An 18,482-nucleotide genomic window follows, 5' to 3' on the forward strand; every position below is an offset into this window, starting at 1 on the left:
AGCTGGGTGCGGTGAAAATCGCACGCCCAGATCTAACTGAGAGGGGCAGGGAATAATATCCCTCCTCGACTCAACCTTCCCTGTTCCCCCACTTGGAGTTCCTCTCTCTCCAAAGCGCGATCGAAATATCTGAAAAATGGCAGGAGTGTTCAGACGATAATTTTAGGTGCGATTGTGACCACATTTTTGAAGGAATCTGGAACGGTTGGTGGAACCCGAATTGGATTCCATTCACAAACGAAAGCAATGGTGCTTGCGAATGCGTAGATTTAGCTCCAGCAGCAGGCGGAAATGTTGGACAAGTCATTATTGTTGAGTGGCGGGAGGCTACTAGAGGGCTTATTGCACCTAGTTTTCGAGTTTATCTGGAAACCTTTGCGGATGCACTAGAACGAGGAGAATATCGGTTCTCTGAGAATGGTTATGGGTTAGTTGATCTAGTTGACTTTGAAATATTTATGCAGACACACAATTGAAAGGCCCCAACAAGCAGCACAGGCTGTGGCAGTAGTTTGAAAACGATCGTTTTTTGTGAATAACGTATTGACATTGTAAATACATTTTACCTATACTAGGGAGCATGAATGTATACTTCGTGCTCAATGGCATTACCTTTGTATGGGACGAGGGAAAAGCGCGGATAAATCCCACAAATCATGATGGGGTTACTTTTCAACAAGCTGCTGAAGTCTTCTTCGACCCATTTCTAGTTGTGGTTGATGCCAGCCGCAATGAGGAAGCGCGTGATGCTGTGATTGGGCTAGATAGCCGGTGGAATCTACTGTATGTGGTTCACATTGAGCGTGAAGAAAATGTCATTCGGATTATTTCAGCACGTAAAGCAACTCGTCAGGAGAGGGCAGAGTATGAAAGTTGAAGCATTAAAGCAGAGATTAGATCGAAACCGTCCAATGACTAGCGTGACGATTCGTATGCCCGAAGATGTTGTGGAAGATCTAAAAAAAGTTGCACCATTGTTGGGTTTTTCGGGTTATCAGCCATTAATTCGTGCTTATATCGGTCAAGGTTTGCGCGTTGATTTAGAACGATTTGAGAGCGAGACAGTGACAGCCTTAGTAGCAAGTTTGAAGCGTCGAGGTGTCAGCGATGCAGTGATTGATGAGGCATTAAAGGAAGTCGTTCATGCTAAATCATGTTAATTGTATCTAGCCAGCAGCATCTCATATCCAACCCGTTGACATCGGAATTATTCATCTCTCTCTTCTGCAGACTCTGCGCCCTCTGCGGTTAAATCATTCCGGTACAATCGGAATTGATACCATTACAAAAGTCACTGTCTCATAAACGCAGACGCAACCGTGCTACTTTTGACAAAGCAGTTCGCCTCGGACAAGAATGGCGTAAGTCTGCTGAATAGCTCAATACCTGCACGCGGGAAAAAAATCCGGTTTCTGCGTGAATATCTCAAGGGATTATCCACGATTTTTCCTAGAAACCGGGTTTTTTAGGTTAAGAGTGCCTAAGTCCTGTTAAGCAAACTTAATCTTCAAATAATCATCCTCCATCTTCGCCCCCGAAGGTTGCAGCGCCGCTAAAGCTTGCGGCAACACCAAATTACGGCGGTGATTCCCAATCCGAACATTCAACTCATCTCCCGTTTTGGTCAACTGGATCTGATCCTTAGCAATTCCGGGCAAATACAGTTCAAGACTATATTGATTGTTTTCCTGGACGATCTTAATCGTATTTTCTTTGTAATAAACTTGACTTGGATCTTCGTCTTTGTAAAGCGTTTCTTTCAACCGTTCCAAAGCTGGCAAACCGCACATTTCTTCGGAATAAAGTGGCACCTCCTTAACTGGCAGCGGCATGAAATCTGAGTGAATTTCCTGACGGTACTGTTCCTGGCTTTCTTTCCACCGTTTAAAAAATGGGTCAGTTACTTCTGCGGGAATAATCCGGTTAGCTACTACTAAATCTGTGGCTACATTGTACAAACTCAAATAGGCATGAGCGCGCAGAGATTCTTTAATTACCATTTTTTCGGGATTGGTAACTAACCTTACCGAAGTCACAGTATTGTCAGTTAAAACCTTTTCCAAAGCTTCGATTTGTTCGTAAAATTCGTAAGGTGCATCCATCACCTCTTTGTCTGGTAAAGAAAAACCCGCAATTGGTCTAAAAATTGGTTCAACTAAAGGTCTAAGAGCGGCTGATATGCCTTGCAGCGGCTTGTAAAATTTTCTCATGTACCAGCCGCCAACTTCCGGCAAACTTAGCAGTCTCAATGCAGTGCCAGTCGGAGCCGAATCGATAATTAAAACATCAAATTCGCCTTCGTCGTAATGCCGCTTCATTCGCACCAAACCGAAGATTTCATCCATTCCTGGCAAGATAGCTAATTCTTCAGCTTGCACCCCTTCGAGCCCCTGCGCTCGCAAGACTTGAGTAATGTAGCGCTTAACGGCTCCCCAATTGCCTTCTAATTCCCTGAGAGCGTCTAATTCTGCTCCCCACAAATTCGGTTTTACCAGCCGCGAATCGTGTCCGAGTTCCATGTCGAAGCTGTCGGCTAAGGAGTGAGCGGGATCTGTACTCAGCACTAGGGTTTTGTATCCCAATTCGGCACACCGCAGCCCAGTCGCAGCGGCTACGGAGGTTTTGCCGACGCCACCTTTTCCGGTCATTAATATTAAGCGCATTGATTGTTTAGCTCGCCTGAAAATTCTTTACTTCTTTATTGTAACGTTCTGTAACAGAGATTAATTTAGTCGGCGCTTAATTTTGGCGACAAGCACCAGCCGGACACAGCACATTTCCTGTGACTCACGAAATTGCTGCAATGTCAATATCAGTTAAAATTATTTATCTCAGCTATCAATTGCAACAAATAAAAATCCATCAGCGTTCATCTGTGTTTATCTGCTAACATCTGCGGTTAAAAAAGGGCTCTCGCTCTTGAAAAACTATTTTTTATTGCTAAAAAACCTAAGCCAAATTCTCAAACATTAGTTTTCCGAAGAAATACAAGCTGTTTGAGCACATCCAACCGCGAACAGTCCCAGTAATCGATGTGAGAAACAATTAAACCGTCGCTGTTGACTTTCAGTTCGCTCCTACCGGCGATCGCCATTTTCGGTTTCCAAGGTAGCGGTGCGATCCAGCTCAGAGTCCAGCGAGTGTCTATAGTATCTCCAGACTGCGAAATCCCGTGCAAATCGAGATTTACATCCTGAAAAAAAGTCCCCATAAACCCGATCATTTTGCGGTAGCGATCGACTCCGGTAAATCGATTCACCGGATCTTCAAAATAAACATCTTTTGCATAGATGCTGTAAGTCTGATTATCGGGAAATCGTTGATAATCGTCTTTGAGAATTTCAATAATGTCCATTTCGAGCGATCGTTATTCTTCTATTATTAGAATATAATTTTAACAGTATATATCTAAAATACGCAATTTTCGTCCAAATTGTGATATTATATCAGGTTATTTCCTGCCTTGCCAACTTTCAACTTAACATCACAACTATGATTGACCTCTACACTTTTACTACCCCGAACGGTCGCAAAGTCTCGATCATGCTCGAAGAAATAGGTTTACCCTACAACGTGCACGTCATTGACATCACAAAAAACGACCAATTTAGCCCAGAATTCATCGCCATCAACCCCAACAGCAAAATTCCGGCGATAGTCGATCGAGATAACGGCATCACCGTCTTCGAGTCCGGCGCTATTCTGATCTATCTTGCCGAAAAAAGCGGCAGATTTCTGCCAACCGACAAACAAAAATACTTTCAAGTTATGGAATGGCTGATGTTTCAAATGGCCAGCGTCGGCCCGATGTTCGGTCAGCTAAACCACTTCAAACGCTTTGCACCCGAACAAATTCCCTATGCGATTGGGCGCTACGAAAAAGAAACCTTGCGCCTCTACGGAGTATTAGACACTCAACTAGCAAAATACGAGTACATCTGCGGCGACTATTCTATCGCCGACATTGCTACCTATCCCTGGGTTGCTATTTATGAATTTCAAGGATTAACCCTCGACAACCACCCCCACCTTAAACGTTGGGTAGAAACCGTGCAGAAGCGTCCCGCCGTTGAGCGCGGCATGGCAGTTGGCGGAAGTCCTAACTGAGAATTAAACTTGACGAACGGTCACAAGGTATTTGACTGTTGCTCAAAATCCGGTTTGACACTGCCATGACTTGCTAACCATTGATAAACTTGCAGCATCTGCTGAGCTTTAACATCCCAGGAATAGTGATTCATGGCGTAATTGTGGGCTGCAATGCCCATGCGTACAACACGATCGCGATCGGCGACAAGCTGTTCGAGTTCTGCGGTAAAATATTTTACCAGTGTGTCAAAATTACCGATAGGAACTTTAATCCCCCGATCGGGTCCTACCAGCGCACCTGGTCCGCCGTAGTCAACTACAACACAAGCCATACCGCAGGCCATTGCCTCAACCACAACGCCAGCCCCCAGTTCGCGAATCGAGGGAAAAGCAAAAATCTCAGCTTGGCGCATCAATTCTCCCACTTCAGCTTGGGTTTTTTGACCTAAAAGTTTAACGCAGTTGCCTAAATTGTGTTCTGCGATTAATTGTTCTAGTCTAGGACGTTCGGGTCCGTCGCCAACGATCGCTAATTTATGCTGCTGCAAAATCGAACTGTTAGCGAAAGCGCGAATGACAACTTCTGGCAATTTATAGGGAACTAGCCTCCCGGCAAACAGTACCGTCACTTGTTCGCTACTAGAGCGTTCGGGTAGCTTAAACAATTCGGGATCGATGCCAACTTCGGCATAATTAATTGTCTTCGATCTCGCTGAGGCTGGCAAATCTACGATCGTGTGATCGAATGCCGCCAGAATTCCTGCTGAACGTTCATAAGTAGAGCGGTAAAAAGGCATTAACCTGTAAGCATTTCGCACATAGCTCAACCACTCGCGCTCCCGCTTCAACTCTGTTGTGAAAGCTTTCGGCCAAGGCAGCCCGCCGTTGAGAGGCCCTAGCAAAAAAGGAATAGGACTCCAAGCTGCGATAGGACTTGGCTGCGTGGGCGACATCGGGGTAATCCGGTGAACGACATCGAAATTCCCGCTTTGCAACTCTTGCTTGTAGCGCTGCCAGACTTCCCACTCAAAGGCGAGATAGCTGAAATAACCCAGCGCTGCGTTAATTGTCCAGGCTTTGTTTGAGCCACTTAGTAAAGTCGTTAGCTTTTGAATGGGAGCAGCAACTTTTTCTGTATCTATATAAACTATTTTAGCGTTACCCATTCCGACTTTATCGATATTTTGTTTATTCCTAATTTGGGTAACAACCGTAGCATTAACATAATTGCTTATCGCCCGCGCAAATTTATATCCAACCACCGGTAAAGAAGGCCACTCAGGATTGCAAACATCCGCCAGAATCAAAACCCGCATCGTATCAGTTTTCTCTTTATTTTCCATAAAAACTCCAGTATCTGTACAAGTTGTCATAATTCGGGATATATATAGGTTTAGGAGAAATTCCCTGGGGTTGCCCCCTTGCTTCCCTACCCTAACTAATTGTTCGCGAATGAGTGATAATTGCTCGGGGACTCAAGAACTTTATAACACCGCTATCCCTATCTTGGCAAGTGTACCAATACATAGAAGATCGCGGTGTTGTTTTAAAGCTACTGCTGATTCAGGATTGGAATGATTTTATGACCTGCTTCCAGCACTCAATTGTTGGCGCACCGAGGAACTCAATCCGCGAAATGCTTAATAATCGCCTCAGCAAACTCCGAACACTTCAACTCAGGCACCGGCGGCTCCATCAACCTCGCCAAATCGTAAGTAACTTCACCGTTAGAAATTGCCGCTCCCAAACCCTTCTTAATCAAGTCTGCTGCCTCCTGCCATCTCATGTATTCTAACATCATTACCCCGGACAAAATCAGGGAACCGGGATTGACTTTATCCAAACCAGCGTGTTTCGGCGCAGTGCCGTGAGTCGCCTCAAAAACTGCACATTCATCACCAATATTAGCACCGGGACCCATGCCCAATCCACCGACAATGGCGGCGGCCGCATCGGACAAATAATCCCCGTTCAGATTCATTGTCGCCAAAATCGAATACTCGGCCGGTCGGGTTTGAATTTGTTGAAAAATACTGTCAGCAATTCGGTCGTTGACCATGATTTTTTCTTTCCACTGGCCGCTGCCGTGACTGTCCCAAATTGCAAACAGAACGTCGGCTACTTCTTGACGAATTTTGGCTTGTTTTTCTGGGGTCAAGGCATCGTATCCTGGGTCTATTTGGCGAGCATTATCTTCTAAGCTAATGTCGGGATTTTTTTCTTTGTTGCCCAGAATCCAAGACTCTCTTTCAGTTACGCACTGTTCGCGAAATTCGGTGGTTGCTAATTCATAACCCCAATCTCGGAAAGCTCCTTCGGTATATTTCATGATGTTGCCTTTGTGCACCAAAGTCACTTGCTGCTTATCTTTCGGCAACCGTAAAGCGTGGGTAATGGCCCGCCGTACTAAACGCTGAGAACCTGTTTTGCTAATGGGTTTAATTCCGATGCCAGAATCGAGGCGAATTTGTTTTTTGCCATGTTCTGGTGTTGCGGGAATTAACTCATTATTGAGGAATTCAATCAATTTTTTGCCGATTTCGCTGCCTTTGGCCCATTCAATTCCGAGGTAAATATCTTCTGTATTTTCCCGGTAAATAATTACATCTAGGAGTTCAGGGGTTTTGTGTAGCGATGGTGTTCCAGCATAATATTTGCAGGGCCGCACGCAGGCGTAAAGGTCAAAGATTTGCCGCAAAGCTACGTTTAGCGATCGAATGCCGCCCCCGATTGGGGTTGTCAGTGGCCCTTTGATGGCGACTCCGTATTCTTTGATGGCGTCTAAGGAATCCTGGGGCAGATATTGGTAAGTACCGTAGACATCGCAGGCTTCGTCGCCTACATAGATTTTAAACCAGTTGATTTTGCGATCGCCACCGTAAGCCTTTTCTACCGCAGCATCCATGACTTTCTGGGATGCTGGCCACAAGTCAACGCCGGTACCGTCGCCACGAATAAAGGGAATAATCGGGTCATTGGGGACGATCGGCAAACCGTCTTTGAAAGTAATTTTAGAACCAGTTGTCGGGGCTACAATTTTTTCGTACATATCTTAACAGCGCGGATAGCAATGTTCCCTATTTTGCCACGATTATCTGCCTAAACCTCAACCAATCATAAATATTTGTATAAATTTTTGATAACTTGATTTTTAACCGCCGATAATAGCAGATAGACGCAGATAAACGCAGATGTTTTTGGGGATGTCTGCATTTATCTAGAATTTTATTCTTTTTGCATATTCTTCTTCACAATCCACAAAATACACCAGATGACTATAATCACCGCAACTATTTTGGAAACCGGGCCCAGATAATCCTCTACAAGTGTATAATTTTCCCCTAGTTTATATCCGGCAAAAGTCAGGAAACTTACCCATAAAAGAGTGCCGCCGGTTGAGTATAGTAAAAAAGGAATTAAAGGCATATTATTGATGCCAGCGGGCAGGGAAATTAGGGTGCGAACTCCCGGTACGAGGCGACACAAAAACACGGCTTTGTTGCCGTGTCTGTTAAACCATCTATTTGCTTTGTCAATATCGGCGCCCGATACTGTGATCCACTTGCCGTATTTGTCGGCTAAATTCCTCAAGCGTTCTTCGCTCAATAATTTACCCGCATAGTACCAGGGAAGCGCGCCCAGAATTGTACCGATTACTCCTGCTGCGATCGCCGGCGCTAACTCCATATCATCACCCTTTGAGGCCGTGAATCCTGCCAGCGGCATAATCAATTCTGAGGGTATGGGGGGGAAAATATTTTCTAAAAACATCAACAGGCCAATTCCGAGATAGCCCATCGATTGCATTGTGTTAGTTATCCATTCAACCATTTTGATTCACTAATTTGGTAAGAAGAAGTCAGTAGTCATTAGTCATTAGTCATCGCTCGTTCCTAGACTCTGCCTGGGAACGCATATAAGCGAGGCTCTGCCTCGACTCCCCATGAGGGAGGCAGAGCCTCCTTATATTTATTCCCCGGCACAGCTTGGGAACAATAAACGATGATTAAGTGCCCGAAGTCCAAGAGTTTGTGTACTCAATTTGTTCGGCAGTCAAGGTATCAATGTGAATACCCATTGCTTCCAATTTGAGACGGGCAATTTCTTTGTCAACTTCCACGGGGATTGAGTGAATACCAGGCTCTAGTTTGCCTTTGTTCGTAACTAGATATTCGCAGGCTAAAGCTTGGTTAGCAAAGCTCATATCCATCACGGCGCTGGGGTGTCCTTCGGCTGCTGCCAAGTTGATCAAACGGCCTTCGCCCAACACAATAATCGACTTGCCATTATTGAGGTGATATTCTTGAGTGAAAGACCGAACCGTTTTCACGTCGGTGCTTTTTGCGCCGAGAGATTTGAGGTCAATTTCAATGTCGAAGTGACCGGAATTGCAAACAATTGCACCGTCTTTCATTGTCTCGAAATGTTCGGCACGAATGACGTGTTTGTTGCCCGTAACGGTAATGAATATATCTCCGACTGTTGCTGCTTCGTCCATCGGCATGACGCGGAAACCGTCCATCACTGCTTCGATCGCCCGAATCGGATCGATTTCGGTGACAATTACGTTAGCACCCATACCGCGGGCGCGCAGTGCCGTGCCTTTGCCGCACCAACCGTAACCTGCAACCACAATATTTTTACCGGCCAACAAAATATTGGTAGCGCGGATAATGCCGTCTAGGGTAGATTGACCGGTACCGTAGCGGTTGTCAAAGAAGTGCTTGGTGTCGGCGTCGTTGACGTTCATTGCGGGGAAAGTCAGCACGCCGTCTTTCAACATGGCCCGCAGGCGCACGATGCCTGTGGTAGTTTCTTCGGTAGTTCCGATTAAGTCGGAAATTTGGTTCGGGCGGTGCTGGATCAGGGCCGCTACTACGTCGCTGCCGTCGTCGATGATAATATTGGGGCGGTGGTCTAGGGCTGTGTAGACGTGACGTTCGTAGGTAGCCGCGTCTTCTCCTTTGAGGGCGAAGACGGAAATGCCGTAGTCTTCAACTAAGCAAGCCGCTACGTCATCTTGAGTGCTCAAGGGGTTGCTGGCGATCAGTACGGCGTCGCCACCGCCGAGTTTGATGGCGATTGCCAAATGAGCGGTTTCTGTGGTTACGTGGCAGCAAGCAGCCAAGCGAATGCCAGCAAAAGGCTTTTCTTTAGCGAAGCGTTCTTGAATTTGCCGCAAAACGGGCATTTCCCGGCCGGCCCACTCGATGCGTTGCTTTCCCAAGGGGGCGAGGGACAAGTCTTTGACTTCGTGTTTAATCTTGACGGATGTAGCAACCATGTATGTTATTTCTCAGAAATCATCAAACTTTGTTAGTTTTAGCAGATTAAGTCATCGGGGGGCAAGTGCTGTGATTTTACTCGATCGGGGTCGGCGCTGCTAATCTTAAATTTTGATTGTGTTTTAATGATTAGCGAGCTAGTGGATGGAGTCACCTGCACAGCGAGAGTCAAACATTCTTGTCGGGCGATCGATCTCAATCTTTTGTGTTAGCGTGGCCTTCTTTAATTATTTGACACTCTCACTGGGGCGGCTGGAAGTTTGAGGGCCTGCGTGGCGTTCCCAGCTTGGCAGCCTGCAGATATCATCAGTTGGTTAGGACTTGGTTCCGTAGGGATTAGTTTCCCGTTCCCAGACATCTTCAAATACTTTTTAGCGGAAATATTGTGGGAGCATCTCATATTTGTAAAAACACTTCTTCTTCCTCCTTCCTTCTGACTCTTTCCTCCTGACTCCTGACTCCTGGCTCCTAACTCCAATTTTGGGCTGGGCTGCTTTCATTGAGATGCTCCCAATATTGTTGCTGTTGCACGAACCGTTTCAATTGGGCGATCGGATAGTTGTAGAAGGCTTTGAAGGTACTGTTGAAAAGATTTTGCTGCCTTCAACTCAAATTATTAGTGATCGGGGAGAGCGAGTTATCCTGCCGAAGGCGATCGTCTTTACCAATTCAGTGCGGGTAAGCTAATCCGCATTTAAATTGCATAGTCAAATAAATCTTTACTTGTGTGGGGAGTAGGGGTTGGGCCGGAGCTCACGCCCTCAATATACAATTTAAATGCACAACAGTTTACTAATAGGTCTGCCCCACAGGCGAACTAACTGGCCTTTAAATTTAGCCTATGATGTTGATACTTCAGGCTTTAACGATGGTTCTTTGCATCTTATTGTCCGCTATTGGACGCTGCGCGAACAAGCACAGGTGCGACGGACACACACCAGGGCTGTGGTGGCGATTAAAGTAGCGTGCATCCGGGCGGACATTAAAATTCCTCAACCGGTAAGCTGTTAGTCATTTAAATTTATTGCCTCCACCCCTTGCAGTATGGGGTCTGGCCCACAAATATTGCAGTTTGAATGTCGAACAGCTTATATCAAATCCACTCTTCATCGGAATAGTAAATTCGAGTTGACTGTTGACTGTTGACTGTTGACTGTTGACACCGTGAACAGTCAACAGTCAACAGTCACCAGTAATATCATTTCCGGTAACACCGGAATGATATTACTGGTGACTTTGTACGATCGAACAATTTACCGTGAGTGAGTTTTGAATTTTGAGTTGGGAGAGGGAGAGAGTGGGAGAGTGGGGTAGTGGGAAAAATCCTCTTGTTTCACGCTTGACTTCTTCCCTCAACACCCATCCGTTAAATCCATTAAATCCCGTACACTGGGCGTTGCCGAACTTCCCTCTGATATCAAATCCGCGCTGCGAAAGTCGGGCGTAAAATCGAGTCAACATTCAACACTCAACCATCATTCAGTTTGGCGACGCCGAGTCAACACTCAACAGTCAACAGTCAACAGTCAGCAATTCCGGAGGAGTGCAACCAGAATTGATATGACTTCTCCCTTCTGACTTTTCAAATCAAGCAAAAGGCGAGCCTATTTCTCATTAGCGCGCCTCCAAATTGAATTTTATTTTGTCAAACGTAAATGATGAGATTGTTCCCATTTGAAAAATATCATGAAGTAGTCTTGCTAGCACGGCGGCGACGCGCTGCAATCAAGCCACCTAAACCAAGAGCCAAACCAGTCATTGTCATCGGTTCTGGAACTGCTTCTGCGCTGACTGTGAAATCTTGGAAGTCTGCGTCCTTTCCGTTACCGCGATCGTCGAAGGAGATTAGTGTGCCTCCATTCAACAGAGAACCTGTTCCGTTTGTGTATTGTCCGGCAGCTTTGAAGACGTTCGTTTTTTCTTTGTTGAGTGCGTCCCACAGTTGCGATTGTGCGCCAAACACCGCTTGCTGGCTGCCACCGTTCAAGGCTGAGGTCGAGTAGACAGTGCCGGCTCCGAAGCGGCTGTGGAGTCCCAAAGTATAAATTTGATTTGCCAGGAATGTGAATACTGCCGAGCCAGGACCCAAGACTGTATTGCCCAGAGTTCCTTTCCATTCGTCCGCGCCACCGTTGTCTGAGGATTTAGTTTCCGAAAACAGGGTGCTAACTAGAGAGGTCGCCGAGTTGTTCACACTGTAGATGCCCAAAGAGGAAGTATACCCACCGTGAGATTCTTTGAAGTTAAACTTGACGCTGGTATCTTGGCTGAATGTGATGCCGTTGGTGCCAAAGGAGAAGGCCTGAGCTGGAGCTCCGACGCCAAACAGAGCTGTGGCGGCGGCGGTAGCTGTTAGGGCGGATAATAGTTTGGTATTCATAAACCTGTTCCTTTTGTGCGATGGTCTTAATATTTTCATTATGCGATACTTTGTTTGTATTTGGATCACTTTAGGTAAAGTTTGACATATTCTTTATCAAGCCTTTACATATCCTTCATAAATGCTGTCGCTAGCCGTAGCCCGCGGGGGATGGCTCCCTCATAATACCCACTAAATAATTATAAATATTGTGGCTTGAAACCTTGCAGTCGCGGGCATGGGAGCGCGGGGCTGCCAAAGTGATGGGGATGGGGCTTATGCTAATTTTTTATTATATTCTCAAGTCTAAATCCTCAATAGCAAACACTTAAGTATAAATACGGTAATATTCGTGGGTACTGACAGTTAAAAGAGTTTTCTATTAACCCGAAACTGGGAATATTTGTTTTTGGGACTTGTGTAGGGGAGTTAAAGTAGTTTATCTATCGGGTAAATTACCTACAAAATGCGATCTTTGGGTCTAGGTATTTTGGTTGAATTAAATATATCCCGTGGGGTGAGATATCCCAAAGATGCGATCGAGGAGATGCAATTTCAGCCGATTTAAGCGGTAAAAGACCGGATTGCCCCTCAAGAAAGATTGTATAGAGAAGGTCTGGCCCCGTCTTTGCTCCCGATCGCCCGCATCAAAACAGACCGCTGTAGCGTTCCTCTGCCCAAGGTTCGCCCCGCCGATGGTAGCCGTTGCGTTCCCAAAAACCGAGTTCTTCGGTTTCTGTAAACTCCAGGCCGTTAATCCATTTAGCGCTTTTCCAAGCGTACAGGTGGGGAACTACGAGCCGCATTGGGCCGCCGTGGTCTGCGGATAGAGGTTCGCCGAAGACGGTGTGGGCGAAAAAGTTTTCTTCTCGGAGGAAGTCGGCGATCGCAATGTTGGTAGTGTAGCCGCCGTAGCAGTGTTCCAGGACGTGCAGAGCTTTTGGATCGACTTCTACATACTTCATAAAATCTGTGACTTTGACTCCCGTCCACTGCACGTCGAGTTTTGACCACCGAGTGACGCAGTGAAAATCCGCAGTAAAGTTACTTTGGGGCATGGCCTGGAAGTCCGACCAAGTGAAGGTTTGTGCTTTTGCCAATCCCCAGACTTTAAATTCCCAACTTTCAATGCTGACGGAGGGTGTATCGCCGTAGGTCAGCACAGGAAAGCCGTTGGCGAGGTATTGACCTGGGGGGACGCGATCGATGTTTTCTGATTCTGGCTTGCGAAAAAATTTGCCCTGCATTGATTCACGCTCTACAGTAACTGACTGCAATCCTCACTATAGCTTGCTGAGATGGACGCATCGCAATTCATCTCAAGGTAGAAAGCTTTCAGGACTTCTGTAGAAAGAAAAATCCCTAAATTCTACCTGATGTCAACCTAATTCTGTCTTCGGAGATAGCCGAAGCTAAAAATTACCAACTATTATGATTCCAGCGTAAGTAGGTAAGCGCTGTAAAACGCAATGTAAACGATTGTAAAGTATCCTTAGCCCTAAGCGTAGCTAAGTCAGCCCTGTTTACATACTGTTACATTGAGCAGTTTAATTCCCCCTACCTACTTATTAAGTAAGTAATCTTAAATTTTATCGCAATTGATGGTGCATTTCCGAATCTTTGATGTATTGTTACAATATGCTGAGATGCCATATGTCAAAAAATTGATGGGGTAAAAATCATGATCGCAAGTTGCTTGATTCCGTTGACGGTATGCTTGATTGCTTGGTGGGTGACTGCCGGGACTGACAACAGAACGCTAGACGGAATTCCGGCTCCCATAGCTGCAATTATTGGAATGTGTTCGTTAATTTGGTTGGTGGCGGTGTGTCCTTGGCCTGTTGAACTCGCTCTAGTCTTGGCGGTGGTGGTTTTGGGCAAAGCTTATTTGCAAAAAATCTTGAAAGTCGGCTGAATTTTCAGGGCTAGCGCTCCTATGATTTGCGGGAGCGCGATGATCGAGTGCTGCTACTTTGTTGAAATTCTTCGCGATTTGTCTGGCTAATTTGTCAGATGGGGTCGCAAAGGCGGAACCAACCCTAGAATTGGTGAAATTAAATTTAGATATTTCGGTTAAAAATTAGAACATAAAGATCGACAGAGAAACCCGGTTCATCTTAGATAAACCGGGTTTGTGGGGGCTTAAATTTTCAAACATCCCGCAAGAATTGCTTAGGACTTAGACAGTCGGAACACAAGAAACCGGGTTTCTGAGTCCAGGAATGTTGCTGTATGTGCGTAAAATGGCGAGCTGTTAAATTGGCAAGCGATTGATATCTTTATTAGAACCAATTACTACCATCGCGTCGCCCTTTCTCAAGCGTTCGGTTGGCTCCGGATTAATCTCGAACTTTTCGGCGCGCCCGACTGCTAGCAAGTTCAAACCATACCTGCGCCGGAGCTCCAATTCGGAGACGGTTTTACCGTCAAACTTGTCAGGAACGAGCAACTCAACGATGCTGTGATCTGGGTCGAGGTCAAAGCGTTCTAAAATGCTGGGTTTTGTAAGAAGGCGGGCCACAGAGCAGCCCATTTCTCGTTCGGGAAAAACTACATGATCTGCGCCGACTTTTTTCAACAGTTTTAAGTGAGTTTCCGAAGAAGCTTTGGCTATTACGTGACGTACCCCCCCTTCCTTAAGATTTAGGGTGGTGGTAATGCTTTCTGCTAGGTAATTGCCGATCGCAACAATCACTGTTTCAAATTCAAATATACCGGCTTCCGCAAGAGCGCTAGGCTCAGTAGAATCTAACTGCACAACGTGAGCAGCAATACGATCGTTCAAAGCTTGAGTTACTTTTTTTTCATCGGTGTCAACTCCCAAGACTTCGTAACCCAAGCCGTGCAGAGTCGAACACACAGCTTTGCCGAAGCGTCCCAAACCAATAACGGCAAACTGCTTGTTGTCGGCGCGCAAAGTGCGAAAAAAATTCAAAGATGACAGGTTCACTAAATTTCCAGCGCTGAGCGTCTTGCTGTTTACATTTTAGCAGAGACAGCGCCGCCTCCTTTTGATTTTTGGGTAAGTAGTAAAAGTTGATTTGGGTTGTCACCCATTGTTTAGATTATCAGCAACGAGACAGGATTTTTTTATCCCACTAACAAACTTTCCTCAGCATACTTAAAAGACCTGGGTTTTGGGTCGCCGAATCCAGCACTTATCAGCAGCAGCACCCCAACCCGACCTATGTACATTGTAGCAATCAAAATCAACTTACCGATCGCTGAAATCGTGGGTGTAATCCCAGTGGAAAGACCGACCGTGCCAAAAGCTGAAACTGCTTCAAACAGCGCTGCGATAAATTCTACTTCGGGATTGGTCAGCTCGATTAAAATTGCAGATGTGAACGCGACCAACAGGGAACCGAAGACTACGCTAATGGTTTTCAGAATCATTGCTGGCGGGATTTGACGCTGATAGCATTCCACATCTTCCTGGCCTTCGATAACTGCTGTGGTACAGCAAAACAATATCCTAAAAGTTGTGGTTTTGATTCCGCCGCCGGTGCTGCCAGGACTGGCGCCGATAAACATCAGCGCGATCGTCAGAAATAGCGAGGCTTCGGTCATTTGGCCAATGCTAATTGTATTGAACCCCGCCGTGCGGGGAGTAACAGATTGAAACCAAGCTGCCATCAGCTTTTGAGGAAAAGTTAGAGAGCCGAAAGTGTCTGGGTTGTCGTATTCCAGCACCAAAAAGGCTAGGGTTCCTAAAATTAAAAGGACAGCCGTTGTAGTGGTAACAACTTTGAAGTTCAGGGAAAAAACTGTGCAGATAGGGCTTTTGTTGAAACGATCGCGCAGCCACAGGTACATTTCCATAATTACTTGATAGCCGATTCCCCCAAATATGATTAAACCACTGACTGTGAAGTTAACCATAGGCGAACTGATGTAGCCGATCAAATTCTCTGAATAGATGCTAAAACCCGCGTTGTTAAAGGAATTAACGCTGTGAAATATAGCAGACCACACACCCTCTTTAAATCCGTATTGGGGGACAAAAACCGTCATCAGCAAAAACACTCCTGTTAATTCAAACAAAAGCGTTGTTGCTAGAATTGACTGCACGAGTTGTACTACGCCGGCTAGCCCGGATTTGTCGAGAGATTGTTGCAGAGCAATTTTGTCTTTCAAGCCAAAGCGGCGGCCCAATAACAGCAGCAAGAAAGTCGTGGCTGTCATGTAGCCCAAGCCTCCTATTTGCACCAGTAAAACTAGGCACAGTTGCCCCCAAAAAGAGTAATATTTTCCGACATCCACAACCGACAAGCCCGTGACGCAGACAGCGGAAGTAGAGGTAAACAGTGCTGTTATTGGATCGCTCCAAGTTCCATCAATTGTGGAAAAGGGCATCATCAGTAATAGAGCACCTGCGAGGATGACAGCGAGAAAGCCCAAAGCAATGGTTCGCGAGACAGTCATTCGATTTTAGGTTTTAGATTTGAGATTTTAGATTTGAGAGGGAAGCCACAAATAGATTTGAGATTTTAGATTTGAGAGGGAACCCACAAATAGATCATCGGGCTGGAAATCAGGACATCTCTGTCTGGCGAAGGCCGGAGACCGATCGAACTCAATCGCCAAATTCTATGACAACAGCGGGAAAATAACGGTAGAATTCCTTTAATAACTTGCGATCCGGCGATGACATCAACACTTTACCAGCAAATTCAGCAACTTTACGACGCTTCTAGCGGTTTGTGGGAGCAGGTGTGGGGCGAACATATGCACCACGGTTACTACGGCCCGGATGGCAATTTGAAAAAAGAGCGCCGACAGGCTCAGATAGATTTGATAGAAGAACTGCTGGCATGGGCTGGAGTACCGTCAGAGAAGGCACTGTGTGAATCTTACCGCATTCTCGATGTCGGTTGCGGGATCGGCGGCAGCACGCTTTATTTGACCGAAAAGTTTAGTTCTATCCCTCAAAATAATTTAAAGTTGGATGGCGAGGCGGATCAAAATTATAGCCGATCGCCCGAACTAAATAAAACGGGCGCTAGCGTTACAGCGACCGGGATTACTCTGAGTCCGGTACAGGCCAACAGAGCGACCGAACGCGCTAAAATTGCCGATGCTCAAAGCAATGTGAACTTTTTGGTGGCCGATGCTTTGAATATGCCTTTTCCTGACGAGTCCTTCGACTTGGTTTGGTCGCTCGAAAGTGGCGAACATATGCCCGACAAAATTAAGTTTTTGCAGGAATGCTGTCGCGTACTCAAGCCGGGAGGAACTTTGATTTTGGCAACTTGGTGTCACCGCCCGCTGGGAGAAGCGGCTGGAGAATTAACTGATGAAGAGAGAAAGGAATTGGCAGAAATTTACCGGGTTTATGCTTTGCCTTATGTGATTTCTTTGCCGGAATACGAGGAAATTGTCCGCAGTTTGCCTTTGACAAGTATTCGCACCGCTGATTGGTCAAAAGCTGTTGCTCCTTTTTGGGATGTGGTGATCGATTCTGCTTTGACTCCGAGCGCGATTTGGGGTTTGCTAACTAGCGGTTGGACGACTATTCAAGCTGCACTTGCTCTCGGATTGATGAGCCGTGGATATCAGAGCGGGTTGATTCGTTTTGGGATGATTTGTGCTGTAAAATAGCAGGCATATATCAGAGAAGTTTTGAGTGTTGAGTTGATGAGTAAGGTGTGCAATGCACACCTTAGAAAATATTATTTGTGTGGTGCGGGTGTGAGATTTATGGGCAATGATTCGATTGGCAAGTCTTGGATTGATAAAAATGGCTCGGCTCAGCAAAGCTGGGTGAGGGCATTTTGGGAGTTTTCTCGGCCGCACACAATTGTGGGTACTAGCTTGAGTGTATTGGCTTTGTACGCGATCGCCCAAAGTGCGCGGCTGTTTGTGAATCCTGTATTTGGGCCCCTAGCTTTTGCCTGGTTGGCTTGCATTTGCGGCAATATTTATATTGTGGGATTGAACCAGTTAGAAGATGTTGAAATTGATAAAATTAATAAGCCGTATTTGCCGATCGCATCGGGAGTGTTTTCTCGGAAAACCGGGGAATTAATTGTAATTGCCACGGGAATTATAGCAATTTTGACTGCTGTTTTACAAGGCCCGTTTTTGCTGGCTACCGTTGGCGTTAGTTTGGCGATCGGGACTGCTTATTCTCTGCCGCCAATTCGGCTGAAACGGTTTCCTTTGTGGGCGGCGCTGTGCATTTTTACGGTGCGGGGCGCGATCGTCAATTTAGGGTTATTTTTGCACTTTAATTGGGTGTTGGGTTTGGGAGGGGCGAAAAGCGCTTTTTCGGGCTGGAGTTTGGAGAGTATGTCTTTTGAGATTCCTGCGGAAGTTTGGGTGCTGACGGTTTTTGTTGTGGTGTTTACGTTTGCGATCGCCATTTTTAAAGATATCCCCGACATGGAAGGCGACAAGCAATATAATATTACTACGTTTACGATTGAGCTGGGCAAGCCTGCCGTCTTTAATTTATCTCGCTGGGTGTTGACGGTTTGTTATTTGGGCGCGACTTTGGCTGGAGCGATCGTATTGTCTAATGTTAATTTAGTGTTTCTGGCAGTTTCTCATTTGGCGGCTTTGGGTTTGATGTGGTTTTGGAGCGCGAAAGTTGATTTGGACGATAAAATAGAAATTGCGGCATTTTATCAGTTTATCTGGAAGTTGTTTTTCTTAGAATATCTGATTTTTCCCGCCGCTTGTTTGTTGGGGTAGAAGTTCGGCAACGAGCAATGTACGGGATGTAACGGATGTAACGGATGTCAGTC

The 18,482-nt window shown here is 45.9% G+C and carries 20 protein-coding genes; 9 read left to right on the forward strand and 11 right to left on the reverse strand.

Annotation, left to right across the window (positions count from 1 at the left end; all coding sequences use genetic code 11):
• The first annotated feature begins 92 nt into the window (after nucleotides 1-92).
• The 3 genes from QUB11_RS14980 to QUB11_RS14990 all read left to right on the forward strand — a co-directional run bounded on the left by QUB11_RS14980 (nucleotide 93) and on the right by QUB11_RS14990 (nucleotide 1,160).
• The gene (locus QUB11_RS14980; RefSeq protein ID WP_333202397.1) at nucleotides 93-476 is read left to right on the forward strand and encodes an SMI1/KNR4 family protein; all 384 of its coding nucleotides are present in this window, start codon (nucleotides 93-95) and stop codon (nucleotides 474-476) included.
• A gap of 104 nt (nucleotides 477-580) precedes the next feature.
• Nucleotides 581-877 carry a BrnT family toxin gene (locus QUB11_RS14985; RefSeq protein WP_333202399.1) on the forward strand — a complete coding sequence of 99 codons (297 nt, stop codon included), beginning with the start codon at nucleotides 581-583 and terminating at the stop codon, nucleotides 875-877.
• Between the two features lie 34 nt (nucleotides 878-911).
• Nucleotides 912-1,160 (forward strand): hypothetical protein, encoded by a 249-nt coding sequence (locus QUB11_RS14990; RefSeq protein ID WP_333257025.1) that lies wholly within the window; start codon nucleotides 912-914, stop codon nucleotides 1,158-1,160.
• Between the two features lie 330 nt (nucleotides 1,161-1,490).
• Here QUB11_RS14990 and QUB11_RS14995 read toward each other — a convergent pair whose 3' ends face one another.
• Together QUB11_RS14995 and QUB11_RS15000 are read right to left on the reverse strand one after the other, a co-directional pair.
• Nucleotides 1,491-2,663 (reverse strand): TRC40/GET3/ArsA family transport-energizing ATPase, encoded by a 1,173-nt coding sequence (locus QUB11_RS14995; protein ID WP_333053180.1) that lies wholly within the window; start codon nucleotides 2,661-2,663, stop codon nucleotides 1,491-1,493.
• Between the two features lie 299 nt (nucleotides 2,664-2,962).
• Nucleotides 2,963-3,355, reverse strand: coding sequence for a DUF2358 domain-containing protein (locus QUB11_RS15000; RefSeq protein WP_333202403.1), 393 nt, complete (start codon nucleotides 3,353-3,355; stop codon nucleotides 2,963-2,965).
• A gap of 137 nt (nucleotides 3,356-3,492) precedes the next feature.
• Here QUB11_RS15000 and QUB11_RS15005 point away from each other — a divergent pair, with 137 nt between their 5' ends.
• Complete coding sequence (locus QUB11_RS15005; protein ID WP_333202405.1) at nucleotides 3,493-4,107, forward strand: glutathione S-transferase N-terminal domain-containing protein; 615 nt, start codon at nucleotides 3,493-3,495, stop codon at nucleotides 4,105-4,107.
• Nucleotides 4,108-4,127: 20 nt separating this feature from the next.
• Here QUB11_RS15005 and QUB11_RS15010 read toward each other — a convergent pair whose 3' ends face one another.
• The 4 genes from QUB11_RS15010 to ahcY all read right to left on the reverse strand — a co-directional run bounded on the left by QUB11_RS15010 (nucleotide 4,128) and on the right by ahcY (nucleotide 9,373).
• The gene (locus QUB11_RS15010; protein WP_333257022.1) at nucleotides 4,128-5,432 is read right to left on the reverse strand and encodes a glycosyltransferase family 4 protein; all 1,305 of its coding nucleotides are present in this window, start codon (nucleotides 5,430-5,432) and stop codon (nucleotides 4,128-4,130) included.
• 281 nt (nucleotides 5,433-5,713) lie between these two features.
• Nucleotides 5,714-7,138 (reverse strand): NADP-dependent isocitrate dehydrogenase, encoded by a 1,425-nt coding sequence (locus QUB11_RS15015; RefSeq protein WP_333202408.1) that lies wholly within the window; start codon nucleotides 7,136-7,138, stop codon nucleotides 5,714-5,716.
• Between the two features lie 176 nt (nucleotides 7,139-7,314).
• Nucleotides 7,315-7,920: a DedA family protein gene (locus QUB11_RS15020; RefSeq protein ID WP_333202410.1), complete on the reverse strand. Its 606-nt coding sequence runs from the start codon at nucleotides 7,918-7,920 to the stop codon at nucleotides 7,315-7,317.
• 175 nt (nucleotides 7,921-8,095) lie between these two features.
• Entirely contained in the window at nucleotides 8,096-9,373 is a 1,278-nt protein-coding gene (gene ahcY / locus QUB11_RS15025; RefSeq protein ID WP_333047387.1) for an adenosylhomocysteinase, read from the reverse strand.
• Nucleotides 9,374-9,878: 505 nt separating this feature from the next.
• On the opposite strand from ahcY, the gene QUB11_RS15030 reads away from it, so the two are divergent.
• Nucleotides 9,879-10,061: a mechanosensitive ion channel domain-containing protein gene (locus QUB11_RS15030; RefSeq protein ID WP_333202412.1), complete on the forward strand. Its 183-nt coding sequence runs from the start codon at nucleotides 9,879-9,881 to the stop codon at nucleotides 10,059-10,061.
• A gap of 90 nt (nucleotides 10,062-10,151) precedes the next feature.
• The gene (locus QUB11_RS15035; RefSeq protein WP_333202414.1) at nucleotides 10,152-10,385 is read left to right on the forward strand and encodes a hypothetical protein; all 234 of its coding nucleotides are present in this window, start codon (nucleotides 10,152-10,154) and stop codon (nucleotides 10,383-10,385) included.
• A gap of 213 nt (nucleotides 10,386-10,598) precedes the next feature.
• Here the strand turns inward: QUB11_RS15035 and QUB11_RS15040 are convergent, their stop codons facing one another.
• The 3 genes from QUB11_RS15040 to QUB11_RS15050 all read right to left on the reverse strand — a co-directional run bounded on the left by QUB11_RS15040 (nucleotide 10,599) and on the right by QUB11_RS15050 (nucleotide 12,980).
• Complete coding sequence (locus QUB11_RS15040; protein WP_333202415.1) at nucleotides 10,599-10,835, reverse strand: hypothetical protein; 237 nt, start codon at nucleotides 10,833-10,835, stop codon at nucleotides 10,599-10,601.
• Nucleotides 10,836-11,058: 223 nt separating this feature from the next.
• Nucleotides 11,059-11,754: a PEP-CTERM sorting domain-containing protein gene (locus QUB11_RS15045; RefSeq protein WP_333202417.1), complete on the reverse strand. Its 696-nt coding sequence runs from the start codon at nucleotides 11,752-11,754 to the stop codon at nucleotides 11,059-11,061.
• Between the two features lie 626 nt (nucleotides 11,755-12,380).
• Nucleotides 12,381-12,980, reverse strand: a complete 600-nt coding sequence (locus QUB11_RS15050; protein WP_333202419.1) for a sulfite oxidase-like oxidoreductase — start codon at nucleotides 12,978-12,980, stop codon at nucleotides 12,381-12,383.
• A gap of 434 nt (nucleotides 12,981-13,414) precedes the next feature.
• On the opposite strand from QUB11_RS15050, the gene QUB11_RS15055 reads away from it, so the two are divergent.
• Nucleotides 13,415-13,648, forward strand: coding sequence for a hypothetical protein (locus QUB11_RS15055; protein ID WP_333202421.1), 234 nt, complete (start codon nucleotides 13,415-13,417; stop codon nucleotides 13,646-13,648).
• Between the two features lie 339 nt (nucleotides 13,649-13,987).
• Here QUB11_RS15055 and QUB11_RS15060 read toward each other — a convergent pair whose 3' ends face one another.
• Entirely contained in the window at nucleotides 13,988-14,683 is a 696-nt protein-coding gene (locus QUB11_RS15060; RefSeq protein ID WP_333202423.1) for a TrkA family potassium uptake protein, read from the reverse strand.
• A gap of 140 nt (nucleotides 14,684-14,823) precedes the next feature.
• Nucleotides 14,824-16,158, reverse strand: a complete 1,335-nt coding sequence (locus QUB11_RS15065) for a TrkH family potassium uptake protein (RefSeq protein ID WP_333390980.1) — start codon at nucleotides 16,156-16,158, stop codon at nucleotides 14,824-14,826.
• 222 nt (nucleotides 16,159-16,380) lie between these two features.
• Between QUB11_RS15065 and QUB11_RS15070 the strand changes: the two genes are divergently transcribed.
• Together QUB11_RS15070 and QUB11_RS15075 are read left to right on the forward strand one after the other, a co-directional pair.
• The gene (locus QUB11_RS15070) at nucleotides 16,381-17,334 is read left to right on the forward strand and encodes a methyltransferase domain-containing protein (RefSeq protein ID WP_333390983.1); all 954 of its coding nucleotides are present in this window, start codon (nucleotides 16,381-16,383) and stop codon (nucleotides 17,332-17,334) included.
• Between the two features lie 36 nt (nucleotides 17,335-17,370).
• Nucleotides 17,371-18,429 (forward strand): homogentisate phytyltransferase, encoded by a 1,059-nt coding sequence (locus QUB11_RS15075; RefSeq protein ID WP_333390985.1) that lies wholly within the window; start codon nucleotides 17,371-17,373, stop codon nucleotides 18,427-18,429.
• The last annotated feature ends 53 nt before the right edge of the window (nucleotides 18,430-18,482 follow it).

It is taken from the genome of Microcoleus sp. B6-A1 (assembly GCF_036705085.1).
Taxonomy (GTDB): domain Bacteria; phylum Cyanobacteriota; class Cyanobacteriia; order Cyanobacteriales; family Microcoleaceae; genus Microcoleus.